Source organism: Streptomyces albicerus (assembly GCF_008905045.1).
Lineage (GTDB): Bacteria > Actinomycetota > Actinomycetes > Streptomycetales > Streptomycetaceae > Streptomyces > Streptomyces albicerus.
The window spans coordinates 1-13,501 of sequence record NZ_VWMY01000042.1 but is presented as its reverse complement, the minus strand read 5'-3'; the positions used below and the strand labels follow the sequence as shown (position 1 = coordinate 13,501).

Sequence of the window (13,501 nt, the reverse complement as noted above, 5' to 3'; positions counted from 1 at the left end):
CCCCCCCCTCGCCGCAGCCGCGACTCAACCCGGGGGCGGGGCCGGGCCGGTGCGTCATGCCCGTCGCATACGGCTCCCGCAATCGACGCTCCCCTTCCCCTCCCACAGCCGTACGCCCGAGAGCGACGGGCAGACGTACCGGCCCCGCCCCCACCACCCACGAACGGGCGGCGACGGACGGCGACAGGCGGCGACAGGCACGACAAAGACCCCGGTCACCCGTCCTGGGGAAGGACGAGCAACCGGGGCCCCGGTTTCAAGCTGTGGGCTCATACCCGCGTGGCGAACGCAGGCCGCGTATGAGCCAGGATGCCGGTCGGGAGCGGATGAGAGAGGGCCCGCTCAGGTCCTTCCGGCGGTCAAACAGTTCAAATCAAGTGGGCGCTCGGCGAAGCCGAGTCACCCGGCAGAGGTTCAGCCCTTGAGCGCAGCGACCTTGGAAGCAAGCGCCGACTTCTTGTTGGCGGCCTGGTTCTTGTGGATGACGCCCTTCGAGACAGCCTTGTCCAGCTTGCGCGAAGCCTCGCGCACGGCAACCGTGGCCTTCTCGACGTCACCCGCGGCAGCAGCCTCACGGGCCTTGCGGATCGCGGTCTTCAGCGAAGACTTGACGGCCTTGTTGCGCTGCCGAGCCTTCTCGTTGGTCTTGATCCGCTTGATCTGGGACTTGATGTTCGCCACGAATGAGCCTTCTCAGGTTCTGGCACGCGAGAACCACGTCTCACGCACCGTTTGATTTCTTGGGGTGTGCCTCCTGCAGAGAGGGCATGAGACACAGCTGTTCAGGCTACCAGTCACCGCCCGAGTGGCCCAAACCGGTCGCACGCCCGCGCCCGTGGGACCATGGAACCTACGTATCGATCCGACCCGAGGCGACAGGCGCCTCAAGAGACAGGACCCTGCGTGCCCGCGACCCCTAACAATGTGCCCGAGCCGAGCCGAACCGCCCCGGCTCAGATCCGCAATTTCTGCATCATCGCGCACATCGACCACGGCAAGTCCACGCTCGCCGACCGCATGCTCCAGCTGACCGGGGTGGTCGACCAGCGGCAGATGCGCGCTCAGTACCTCGACCGCATGGACATCGAGCGCGAGCGCGGCATCACGATCAAGTCCCAGGCGGTGCGACTGCCCTGGGCCCCGACCACCGGGGACAGCCAGGGCAAGACCCACATCCTCAACATGATCGACACCCCGGGGCACGTCGACTTCACATACGAGGTCTCGCGGTCGCTCGCGGCCTGCGAGGGCACCGTCCTCCTCGTCGACGCCGCCCAGGGCATCGAGGCCCAGACCCTCGCCAACCTCTACCTGGCGATGGAGAACGACCTCAAGATCATCCCCGTACTGAACAAGATCGACCTGCCGGCCGCCCAGCCGGAGAAGTTCTCCGAGGAGCTCGCCAACCTCATCGGCTGCGACCCCGACGACGTACTGAGGGTCTCCGCAAAGACCGGCCTGGGTGTCGAGGCGCTGCTCGACAAGGTCGTCGCCGAGGTCCCGGGCCCGGTCGGCGTCGCCGACGCCCCCGCCCGCGCGATGATCTTCGACTCGGTCTACGACTCCTACCGCGGCGTCGTCACCTACGTACGAGTCATCGACGGCCAGCTCAACAAGCGCGAGCGCATCCGGATGATGTCCACCAACGCCACCCACGAGCTGCTCGAGATCGGGACGAACTCCCCCGAGATGCTCTCCGCCGACGGTCTCGGGGTCGGCGAGGTCGGCTACATCATCACCGGAGTGAAGGACGTCCGGCAGTCCAAGGTCGGTGACACGATCACCAGCCTGCACAAGGGCGCGACCGAAGCCCTCGGCGGGTACAAGGACCCCAAGCCGATGGTGTTCTCCGGCCTCTACCCCCTCGACGGCTCGGACTACCCGGAGTTGCGCGACGCCCTCGACAAGCTCCAGCTCAACGACGCGGCGCTGGTCTACGAGCCGGAGACCTCCGCGGCCCTCGGCTTCGGCTTCCGCGTCGGCTTCCTGGGGCTGCTCCACCTCGACGTGATCCGCGAGCGGCTGGAGCGCGAGTTCGGCCTCGACCTCATCGCCACCGCTCCGAACGTGGTCTACCGCGTGATCATGGAGGACGGCACCGAGCACACGGTCACCAACCCGAGCGAGTTCCCCGAAGGCAAGATCAACGACGTGTACGAGCCGGTCGTGCGCGCCACGATCCTCGCCCCGAGCGAGTTCATCGGCTCGATCATGGAGCTGTGCCAGACCCGCCGCGGCACCCTCCTCGGCATGGACTACCTCTCCGAGGACCGCGTCGAGATCCGCTACACCCTGCCGCTCGCGGAGATCGTCTTCGACTTCTTCGACCAGCTGAAGTCCAAGACCAGGGGCTACGCCTCGCTCGACTACGAGCCCACCGGCGAGCAGACCTCCAGCCTGGTCAAGGTCGACATCCTGCTGCACGGCGACAAGGTGGACGCCTTCTCGGCGATCACCCACAAGGACCAGGCGTACGCGTACGGCGTGCGGCTCGTCGCGAAGCTGCGCGAGCTGATCCCGCGGCAGGCCTTCGAGGTGCCGATCCAGGCGGCCATCGGCTCCCGGGTCATCGCCCGCGAGACCATCCGCGCCATCCGCAAGGACGTCCTCGCCAAGTGCTACGGCGGTGACATCTCGCGTAAGCGGAAGCTGCTGGAGAAGCAGAAGGAAGGCAAGAAGCGGATGAAGATGGTGGGCTCTGTGGAGGTTCCGCAAGAGGCCTTCATCGCTGTGCTGTCCAGTGATGACAGCGCCGGCTCGGGCAAGGGCAAGAAGTAGCCGCCGGACCGGTTACCGGACACCCCGGAATCACGGGCCCGTCGCGCTTTCGCGCGGCGGGCCCGCCGCGTCCACGGACTGCCGCGTTCCGCCCATGCTCTGTGGGAAGTGACAACACGCCGCCCCTTACGCACCGGGCGGTCGGGCTTTACTCTGATCACCACTCGACGGTTACTCGCGAGTTAAACAACGATCGCACCGAGCCAATCGCCACTGAGCCAACCGCACCAACTGCCACTGAGTCAGCGGCAACTACCGCCACTGAGCCAACAGCAAACGAGCCAGCCACACGCACTGTCGCGGGCCCCGGAGGATGTCGTGAGCGACACACAGACCTTGATCGAGAACCGTCCGCCGTCCGTGGCGGCCCTCTTCCTGGAGCGCGTGGCGGCTACGCCCGACGCCGAGGCGTACCGCTACCCCGTGCCCCCCGCCTCGGGCGAGGGCCCGGATGACTGGAAGTCGCTGAGCTGGGCGCAGGCGGCCGACCGGGTCTTCGCGATCGCGGCCGGTCTGATCGAATTGGGTGTGCGGCCCGAGCAGCGCGTCGCCCTCGCCTCATCGACCCGCGTCGAGTGGATCCTCGCCGACCTCGGCATCATGTGCGCGGGCGCGGCGACGACGACCGTGTACCCGCAGACGAACGCCGAGGAGTCGGCCTTCATCCTCTCCGACTCCGAGAGCAAGGTCCTGATCGCGGAGGACGCGGCCCAGCTCGCCAAGGCGCGCGAGAAGCGCGCCGAGCTCCCGGAGCTCACGCACGTCGTGGTCATCGACTCCACCGGCGTCGAGTCCGGCGCCGACGAGGGCGACTGGGTGCTCAGCCTCGCCGAGCTGGAGTCCCGCGGTGCCGCGTACCTGGAGAAGAACCCCGACCTGATCAAGGAGAAGGTCGGCGCGATCACCTCCGGTCAGCTCGCGACCCTCATCTACACCTCCGGCACCACCGGCCGCCCCAAGGGCGTACGGCTGCCGCACGACAACTGGTCGTACATGGCGAAGGCCATCGCCGCGACCGGTCTGATCAGCGGCGAGGACGTGCAGTACCTCTGGCTGCCGCTCGCGCACGTCTTCGGTAAGGTCCTCACGTCCGGGCAGATCGAGGTCGGGCACGTCACCGCCGTCGACGGCCGCGTGGACAAGATCATCGAGAATCTGCCGGTCGTGCAGCCGACGTACATGGCGGCCGTGCCGCGCATCTTCGAGAAGGTCTACAACGGCGTCGCGGCGAAGGCGCGGGCCGGCGGCGGCGCCAAGTACAAGATCTTCAAGTGGGCGGCCGAGGTCTCCCGCGAGTACGCGAAGACCACGCAGGACAACTTCCGTCGCACCGGCACCGCCTCCGTGCCCTTCGGGCTCGCCGCCAAGCACAAGGTCGCGGACGCGCTCGTCTTCGCCAAGATCCGCGAGGCCTTCGGCGGCAGCCTGCGGGCCTGCGTCTCCGGGTCGGCGGCCCTCGCCCCCGACATCGGCTACTTCTTCGCGGGCGCCGGCATCCACATCCTGGAGGGCTACGGCCTCACGGAGTCGTCCGCCGCCTCCTTCGTCAACCCCGGCGAGGCGTACCGCACGGGCACGGTCGGCAAGCCGCTGCCCGGCACCGAGGTGCGTATCGCGGACGACGGCGAGATCCTGCTGCGCGGCCCCGGCATCATGGAGGGCTACCACGGGCTGCCCGAGAAGACCGCCGAAGTCCTGGAGTCCGACGGCTGGTTCCACACCGGCGACATCGGCGAGCTGTCCCCCGACGGCTATCTGCGCATCACCGACCGCAAGAAGGACCTCATCAAGACGTCCGGCGGCAAGTACATCGCGCCCGCCGAGGTCGAGGGCCAGTTCAAGGCCGTCTGCCCGTACGTCTCCAACATCCTCGTGCACGGCGCCGACCGGAACTTCTGCACCGCGCTCATCGCCCTCGACGAGCCGTCCATCCTCGGCTGGGCCGAGGAGCACGGTCTGTCCGGCAAGTCGTACGCCGAGGTCGTCGCCGCGCCCGCGACGGTCGAGCTCATCGACGGCTACGTCAAGACGCTCAACGAAGGCCTCCAGCGCTGGCAGACCATCAAGAAGTTCAGGCTCCTCCCGCGCGACCTCGACATCGAACACGGCGAACTGACCCCCAGCCTCAAGCTGAAGCGCCCGGTCGTGGAACGGGAGTACAAGCACCTGATCGACGAGATGTACGCGGGCTCGCGCGAGGCGTAGGCGCTCCGCTGGGTTGAGCCGGGGAACTGCGGGCTGTTGTTGGCTGCAGGCCCGTTGTGGCTGGTCGCGCAGTTCCCCGCGCCCCTTACGGGGCGCGAGCCCCAGGGGGCGGAGTCACAGACCCCGCCCCCTGCGCATCTCGCGCAGCAGGTCCTCCATCTGTCGGATGTGGTGGCGCAGTTCGAGTACGTCCGGGAGGGTGCTGGCCGACATGTGGGTCTCGATCGCGCGCAGGCGGTCGGCGAGTTCGTCGAACTGTTCCTGCTCGCGGGCGAGCAGCCGCTCCAACTGCCGGTTCTTGCGGTGCAGATCGAGGAAGACGGTCACCTTGGCGCGCAGCACCCAGGGGTCGAAGGGCTTGGTGAGATAGTCGGCCGCCCCCGTCGCGTACCCGCGGAACGCATAGCCCGCGTCGGAGTCCGTGCCGGTCAGGAAGATGATCGGTACGTCCTTGGTCTGGTCGAGCCGCTTGATGTTCGCGGCCGTTTCGAAGCCGTCCATGCCCGGCATACGGATGTCGAGCAGGACGACGGCGAACCGCCGCCGCAGCAGCGCTTTCATCGCCTCCTCGCCCGAACGGGCGCGTACGAGCGGCTCGTTGAGGGACCCCAGGACGGCCTCCAGCGCGATCAGGTTGTCCTCCATGTCGTCCACGAGGAGGATGCTGGCGCGCTCGTCGGTCGATACCTCAGTATTCATGGTGTGTGTTTGCCTGCCTCATTGGTCGTCGGCGGAACAGCGGGCTCCTCTGAGGTGCTCGGTCCTGAGGTGCCCGGTCCCGGAACAACGGGTTCGGCGGAGTCGTGCCGCTCATCGGCGCTCTCGCTCACGGGGTCGAGGAGCGCGCAGACGACGGTCAGCAGCTGATCGACGTCCACCGGCTTGGGTACGTAGTCGTTGGCCCCGCGCGCGATGGACTTCTCCCGGTCGCCCGGCATCGCCTTGGCGGTGAGGGCGACGATGGGAAGTCCGGTCCAGCGCGGGGTGCGGCGGATGGCGGCGATGGTCTCGTAGCCGTCCATCTCCGGCATCATGATGTCCATCAGGACGAGTTCGACGTCCGGGTTGCGCTCCAGTGTCTCTATGCCCTCCCGCCCGTTCTCCGCGTACAGGACGGGCATCCCGACCCGGCCCAGTACATGCGTGAGCGCGAAGACGTTGCGGATGTCGTCGTCCACGATCAACACCCGCCGCCCCGGCAGGACCTGGCCCGCCCGGCCCGCCTTCCACTCCTCCAGTTTGGTGGGCGCGGGCCAGCTGTCGTCCTGGTCGTGGGTGGTGAACTGCTCGTCGGACAACTGCTCGGGTACGGGCAGCGGCCGGTCCTCCGCCTCCGGCCCGGTCACCGTGTGCCCGGGGCTGACGACAGGGACGTACAGCGTGAAGGTGGAGCCCTTGCCGGGCATGCTCTCGGCCATGATGCGGCCGCCGAGCAGGCCCGCGATCTCACGGCTGATGGACAGGCCGAGGCCCGTGCCGCCGTACTTGCGGTTCGTCGTGCCGTCGGCCTGCTGGAACGCCTCGAAGATCACCGGGAGTTTCTCCGGGGCGATGCCGATTCCCGTGTCGGAGACCGCGAAGGCGATCACATCGTCGCTGTTCTCGCGGGTGTAGCGGTGGTCGGGGTCCTTGAGGCGGTTGACACGCAGTTCGACGCGGCCCGCCGCGGTGAACTTGATCGCGTTGGAGAGCAGGTTGCGCAGGATCTGCTGGAGCCGCTGCTCGTCCGAGTACATCTCACGCGGTACGTCCTCGCCGACCGCCACCTCGAAGGCGAGCCCCCGGTCGAGCGTGAGCGGCCGGAACGTGGCGTGGACGTAGTCGAGCAGCTTGATCAGCGGCAGCCTCTTCGGGCGTACGTCCATCCGGCCGGCCTCGATCTTCGACAGGTCGAGGATGTCGTTGATGAGTTGGAGAAGGTCGGAACCTGAGCGGTGGATCGTGGTCGCGAACTGCACCTCCTGGTCGGAGAGACGACCGTCCGGGTTGTCGGAGAGCAGCCGGGCGAGGATCAGCAGCGAGTTGAGCGGCGTACGCAGCTCGTGCGACATGTTCGCCAGGAACTCCGACTTGTACTGCGAGGAGGTCGCCAACAGTGCGGCCTTCTCCTCCAGTTCGGCGTTCGAGCGCTGCAACTCGGCCTGCTGGCGCTGCAGTTCGTCGGAGCGCTCCTGGAGCTGGGTGGCCAGCTGCTGGGACTGGCCGAGCAGGGACTCGGTACGGGAGTTGGCGATGATGGTGTTGATCGCGACGGCGATGGTGTTCACGAACTGGTCGAAGAACGCGAGGTGGACGTCGGAGAAGCGGGAGAAGGATGCCAGTTCGATCACGCCGAGGAGCTTGGTCTCGAAGAGGATCGGGATGATGACGACGCTGGACGGGGACGCCTCCCCAAGACCGCTGTTGATCTTGATGTAGTCCGGCGGGGCCTCCTCGACGAGGATCCGCTTCTTCTCCCGGGCCGCCTGCGCCACCAGCCCGTGCACCGGGAGCCCACCGGTCTCCACGGTCGCGCCCTGTGCCGCCCCGTACCCGGCGATGAAGGCAAGTCCCTTGCCGGGTACGGCCGTTCGCCCCGCAGGGCTGTCCTCGTCGGGGTCGGCCAGGTAGAACGCGCCGTACTGTGCGTTCACCAGCGGCGTCAGCTCGCGCAGGAGCAGGTCGGCGACCTCCATCAGGTCGCGGTGGCCCTGCATGAGGGCGGCGAGACGGGCGAGGTTCGACTCCAGCCAGTCCTTCGCGCGGGTCGTCTCGCGGAGGTTGGCCACCATCAGGTTGATGTTGTCCTTCAGCTCGGTGACCTCGCCCTGGGTCTCCACGGTGATGGCGCGGGACATGTCGCCCTGGGCCACCGCGGACGCCACCTCGGCGATCGCGCGGACCTGGGTGGTGAGGTTGGACGCCAGCTCGTTCACGTTCGTCGTCAGGCGCTTCCAGGTGCCGTACACGCCCTCGACCCTTGCCTGGCCGCCGAGTTGGCCCTCCGAGCCCACCTCGCGGGCCACCCGGGTGACCTCGGAGGAGAAGGAGGACAGCGTGTCCACCATCGTGTTGATGGTGGTCTTCAGCTCCAGGATCTCGCCGCGCGCGTCCACGTCGATCTTCTTGGAGAGGTCGCCCTGGGCGACGGCGGTGGCGACCTGCGCGATGTTCCGCACCTGTGAAGTGAGGTTGTCCGCCATGTAGTTGACGTTGTCGGTGAGGTCCTTCCAGACGCCGGAGACGCCAAGGACCTGGGCGCGCCCACCGAGCCTCCCGTCCGTGCCGACCTCGCGGGCGACGCGGGTCACCTCGTCCGCGAAGGCGCGCAACTGGTCCACCATCGTGTTGACGGTGTCCTTGAGTTCGAGGATCTCACCACGGGCGTCGACGGTGATCTTCTTGGACAGGTCGCCGTTCGCGACCGCCGTGGTGACCTGGGCGATGTTCCGCACCTGTGAAGTCAGGTTCAGGGCCATGAAGTTGACGTTGTCGGTGAGGTCTTTCCAGACCCCCGATACACCACGGACCTGAGCCTGACCTCCCAGGTTTCCTTCGGTGCCGACCTCGCGGGCGACGCGGGTGACTTCGTCGGCGAAGGCGGAGAGCTGGTCGACCATCGTGTTGATCGTCGACTTGAGCTCGAGGATCTCGCCCTTCGCCTCGACGGTGATCTTCTTGCCGAGGTCGCCCTGGGCGACGGCGGTCGACACCAGGGCGATGTTCCGGACCTGGGAAGTGAGGTTGTCCGCCATGAAGTTGACGTTGTCGGTGAGGTCCTTCCAGACCCCCGACACACCGCGGACCTGAGCCCGCCCGCCCAGGTTTCCTTCGGTGCCGACCTCGCGGGCGACACGGGTGACTTCGTCGGCGAAGGCGGAGAGCTGGTCGACCATCGTGTTGATCGTCGACTTCAGCTCCAGGATCTCGCCCTGCGCGGCGACCGTGATCTTCTGGCTGAGGTCGCCGTTGGCCACGGCCGTCGTCACCTGGGCGATATTGCGGACCTGTGAAGTGAGGTTCGACGCCATGAAGTTGACGTTGTCGGTGAGGTCCTTCCAGACCCCCGACACACCGCGCACCTGCGCCCTGCCGCCCAGCTGGCCCTCCGTACCCACCTCGCGGGCCACGCGGGTGACCTCGTCGGCGAAGGCGGAGAGCTGGTCGACCATCGTGTTCACGGTCAGCTTCAGTTCGAGCAGCTCGCCCGTCGCCTCGACCGTCACCGTGCGGGTCAGATCGCCGCGCGCCACCGCCGTGGTCACCAGGGCGATGTCACGGACCTGGGCGGTCAGCCGGGACGCCATCGTGTTGACCGCCTCGGTCACGTCCCGCCAGCTTCCCGACAGGCCCGTCACCTTGGCACGACCGCCCAGCCGGCCCTCCGTACCGACCTCACGGGCCACCCGGGTCACTTCGCCCGTGAAGAGGGACAGCTGATCGACCATCTTGTTGACGGTTCGCCCCAACCGGCGTAAATCACCCCGGAGTTGACGGTTCCCGTCGTGCAGGTCGACGCGCTGGGTCAGATCGCCGCCCGCCACCGCGTCCAGGACGCGGGTCGCGTTGGCGGCCGGTGCGACCAGGGCGTCGAGCAGCTGGTTCACGTCGTTGACCCGGGTCGTCCAGCGGCCCTGGCCCGGGCTCGCGGAGAGCCGCTCGTCCAGCCGACCGTGCCGTACGAGCTCCCGGCGGACGCGCTGCACCTCGAAGTTGAAGTGGTTGCTGCGGTCCATGATCTGGTTGAACGCCGTGCTGAGCTCGGCCACCAGACCGTGCCCCGACTCGGGCACCTTGCTGAAGTCACCGTCCCGGGCGGCGGTCATGGCAGCGAGCAGGGGACGCAGATCTGATGCCCGAATCTGTCCGTCTTCGAGCACATGCGTAGCACTGTTCTCACTCATGGCGGCCCACTTCGGTAACTCGGCGCTTATGGGCGAGGCCAGTCTGTCACTCTGTCCGCATCGCCTGAGGCGTAATCGTCCGAACTGCTCAGGGAGCCGCACAGTGGGGGCCATACCGACGCAACGGGAGTTCATGTCCCGTGCTCCTGAGGCGCAGACGCGCCCGCACACGGTGGCGCGCACATCGTTGCCGGGCAACCCTCTCGCGCCGGGCGCCGCCCGCCGGTTCGTCCGCGCCGCGCTCGCCGAGTGGACCGAACGCGCCCTGCCCGGCGTGGAGTTCATCACCGATCTCCTCGTCGGCGACGCCATGGTGGTCGTCAGCGAACTCGTCACCAACGCGGTGGTGCACGCCGGTACGGATGTGGAGCTGCTGTGCCGGCTGGACACCTGCACGGAGGAGTTCTCGGCGGCTGTCGCGGTGGACCCGCGGACCGTTCCGGCAAGTTCAGCGGCCGTTTCGGCAGGCCCAGGCTCCGCTTCGGCAGGCTCAGCGACCGCTTCGGCGGACCCGGGACCCGCCTCGGACGGCGACGGCGACCGCGGGTCCGCAGCCGGCGTCCTCGTCATCGAGGTCTCCGACCACCACCCCGCGCGTGTGGTGCGCGACAACGGCGGCGAGCGGGTGTGCGACACCGTCGAGTACGGCCGCGGCCTGCGCCTCGTCTCCGCGCTCTCCGACGCCTGGGGCATCACCTACCGCACCGGCATCAAGACGGTGTGGGCGCAGCTGCCCGTCGGAGGCGTCGAGGGGGTCGCGACCGTCGAGGAGGCGGAGGCGTACGACGGTGAGCACGCGCTGCGGCGCGGGCAGCGGGCCGCCGAGATCCTCGCGCCCGCGCCCCGGCGCAGCGTGCAGGACCAGGACTGGCGCAGCCGCGGCGTCCTCTCCTTCCTCGCCGAGGCCTCCGACCTGCTCGCCGGGCAGCTCGACGAGGATCTCGTCGCCGCGCTCACCGGCCAGCTGCTCGTACCGCGGCTCGCCGACTGGTGCGCCGTGTGGCTGGAGGACGAGGCCCCGGGCCGCTCCGACGGGGGCGTCATCGGCGGACCGCGGCTCGCCCGCGTCTGGCACGGCAGCGAGAACCGCATCGAGGAACTGCGCCGGCTCCTGGAGAAGGACCCGCCCGAGCTGCCCGAATCGGACCGCTCCGGGCCCGTCCCCGTGCCCTGGCCCGGCGAGGCGCCGGGCGCGCAGGCAGCGGGCGGTTCGGCACTCGCGTACCGGCTGATCGCGGGCGGCAGACCGCTCGGCACGCTCGTCATCGGGCGGGCCGGGCTGCTCCGCTTCCCCGACGAGATCACCGGGCTCGTCGAGGACCTCAGCCGCCGGGTCGCGCTCGCCATCGGAGCGGCCCGGCAGTACGCGCGCCAGGCCACCATCAGCCGCGTACTGCAGCGCGGACTGCTGCCCGGGGCGGTCGCCGAGATCCCCGGCGTGCGCAGCGCGCTCGTGTACGAGCCGTGCGACAAGGGCGGACCGAGCGGCGACTTCTACGATCTCTTCCCGGCCGGGGACGGACGCTGGTGCTTCGCCCTCGGCGACGTACAGGGCAAAGGGCCCGAGGCGGCCGTCGTCATCGGCCTCGCCAGGCCCTGGCTGCGGCTGCTCGCCCGGGAGGGGTACGAGGTGCCCGACGTCCTCGACCGCCTCAACCAGCTGCTCCTCGACGACGCCACCGAGGCCTCGGACGCGGCCGCCCGGGCCCTGGTGGCGGCGGGCGGCCGGGGGCTCGCCGACGAGGGGCCGCAGAACCGGTTCCTCTCCCTCCTCTACGGCGAGCTGATGCCCTTCGACGGCGGCGTGCGCTGCACCGTCGCCTCCGCCGGGCATCCGCTGCCGCTGCTCCTGGAGCCCTGCGGGAAGGTCAGCGAGGTGGCCCAGCCGCAGACCCTCCTCGGGGTCTTCGAGGACGCCAGCTACCTCTCCGGGACCTTCGAGCTGCGGCCCGGCGACAGCCTCCTCTGTGTCACGGACGGTGTGACGGAGCGCCGCAGCGGACACCGGCAGTTCGACGACGAGGACGGCCTCGCCGCCGCGCTCACCGGGTGCGCGGGCCTGAACGCCGAGCTGATCGCCGAGCGGATCCGACGGCTGGTGCACGAGTTCGGCGGCAAGCCGCCGGAGGACGATCTCGCGCTGCTGGTGCTGCAGGCGGAGTAGCCGGAGCGGGCGGAGCGACCAGGGCAGACGGAGCACACGCAGCACACGGAGCAGGTACAGCAGAGCGGGCGGTGCAGGTACATCGGTGCGTACGGGACATCGGTGCGTATGGGACATCCGTGCGTACGGGACAATGGAAGACATGCCTTCCGCACTTCCCGACGGTGAGCCCGTCCCCGACGACGGGGCGCTGCCCGCGCACGCCCTGGCCGGCGCGGCCGACCGTCCGCTCGGGTTCTATCTCCACGTCCCGTACTGCGCGACGCGCTGCGGCTACTGCGACTTCAACACGTACACGGCGACCGAGCTGCGGGGCTCGGGGGGCGTGCTGGCCTCCCGCGACAACTACGCCTCGACCCTGATCGACGAGATCCGGCTGGCCCGCAAGGTCCTCGGCGACGATCCGCGGCCCGTCCGTACGGTCTTCGTCGGCGGCGGTACGCCCACACTGCTGGCCGCCGGCGATCTCGTACGGATGCTGGGGGCGATCCGGGACGAGTTCGGGCTCGCGGACGACGCGGAGATCACGACGGAGGCGAATCCGGAGTCCGTGGACCCCGCGTACCTGGCCACGCTCCGGGCCGGCGGCTTCAACCGGATCTCCTTCGGCATGCAGAGCGCGCGCCGGCACGTCCTGAAGGTGCTGGACCGCACACACACCCCGGGACGGCCCGAGGCCTGCGTCGCCGAGGCCCGTGCGGCCGGCTTCGACCATGTCAACCTCGACCTCATCTACGGCACGCCGGGTGAGAGCGACGACGACTGGCGGGCCTCGCTCGACGCGGCGATCGGCGCCGGGCCCGACCATGTGTCGGCGTACGCGCTGATCGTCGAGGAGGGGACGCAGCTCGCGCGGCGTATCCGGCGCGGCGAGGTTCCCATGACGGACGACGACGTCCACGCGGACCGGTACCTCATCGCCGAGGACCGCCTCTCCGCGGCGGGCTTCTCCTGGTACGAGGTCTCCAACTGGGCCACCTCCGCGGCGGGGCGTTGCCTCCACAACGAGCTGTACTGGCGTGGCGCCGACTGGTGGGGCGCGGGTCCCGGGGCGCACAGCCACGTCGGGGGCGTGCGGTGGTGGAACGTCAAGCATCCGGGGGCGTATGCGGCGGCGCTGGCTTCCGGGCGCTCGCCGGGGGCGGGCCGTGAGCTCCTCTCGGAGGAGGACAGGAGGGTGGAGCGCATCCTGCTGGAGCTGAGGCTCAGTGAGGGCGTTCCGCTGTCCCTGCTCCACGCGGACGGCCTTGCGGCGTCCCGGCGGGCCCTGTCCGAGGGTCTCCTCCAAACCGGCCCGTACGAGGCCGGCAGCGCGGTGCTCACCCTGCGGGGGCGGTTGCTGGCGGACGCGGTGGTACGGGATCTGGTGGACTGAGGGTTTTGCGCCCCCGCCGCCCCTACCCGTCCCATCCCTGGGGGCTGCCGCCCCCAGACCCCCGCTTCGGCCTGAACGGCCTCGTCCTCAAACGCC

General features: G+C 69.1%; 7 protein-coding genes. 4 read left to right on the top strand and 3 right to left on the bottom strand.

Features of this window, described 5'->3' with window-relative positions:
• Positions 1–414: 414 nt before the first annotated feature.
• A complete protein-coding gene (gene rpsT / locus GAS53_RS33585; protein ID WP_151481532.1) occupies positions 415–681 on the bottom strand; it encodes a 30S ribosomal protein S20 in 267 nt (88 codons plus the stop codon).
• Between the two features lie 222 nt (positions 682–903).
• Here rpsT and lepA point away from each other — a divergent pair, with 222 nt between their 5' ends.
• Positions 904–2,778, top strand: a complete 1,875-nt coding sequence (gene lepA / locus GAS53_RS33575; RefSeq protein ID WP_151481531.1) for a translation elongation factor 4 — start codon at positions 904–906, stop codon at positions 2,776–2,778.
• 318 nt (positions 2,779–3,096) lie between these two features.
• Positions 3,097–4,983 carry an AMP-dependent synthetase/ligase gene (locus GAS53_RS33570; RefSeq protein WP_151481530.1) on the top strand — a complete coding sequence of 629 codons (1,887 nt, stop codon included), beginning with the start codon at positions 3,097–3,099 and terminating at the stop codon, positions 4,981–4,983.
• A gap of 114 nt (positions 4,984–5,097) precedes the next feature.
• On the opposite strand, the gene GAS53_RS33565 is transcribed toward GAS53_RS33570, so the two are convergent.
• Together GAS53_RS33565 and GAS53_RS33560 are read right to left on the bottom strand one after the other, a co-directional pair.
• A complete protein-coding gene (locus tag GAS53_RS33565) occupies positions 5,098–5,682 on the bottom strand; it encodes a response regulator (RefSeq protein ID WP_151481529.1) in 585 nt (194 codons plus the stop codon).
• Positions 5,679–9,788 (bottom strand): HAMP domain-containing protein, encoded by a 4,110-nt coding sequence (locus tag GAS53_RS33560; protein WP_225859247.1) that lies wholly within the window; start codon positions 9,786–9,788, stop codon positions 5,679–5,681. The genes GAS53_RS33565 and GAS53_RS33560 overlap by 4 nt, the downstream gene beginning before the upstream one ends.
• A gap of 211 nt (positions 9,789–9,999) precedes the next feature.
• On the opposite strand from GAS53_RS33560, the gene GAS53_RS33555 reads away from it, so the two are divergent.
• Positions 10,000–12,030 (top strand): SpoIIE family protein phosphatase, encoded by a 2,031-nt coding sequence (locus GAS53_RS33555; protein ID WP_225859246.1) that lies wholly within the window; start codon positions 10,000–10,002, stop codon positions 12,028–12,030.
• A gap of 142 nt (positions 12,031–12,172) precedes the next feature.
• The gene (hemW, locus tag GAS53_RS33550; RefSeq protein WP_151481526.1) at positions 12,173–13,405 is read left to right on the top strand and encodes a radical SAM family heme chaperone HemW; all 1,233 of its coding nucleotides are present in this window, start codon (positions 12,173–12,175) and stop codon (positions 13,403–13,405) included.
• Positions 13,406–13,501 lie beyond the last annotated feature (96 nt).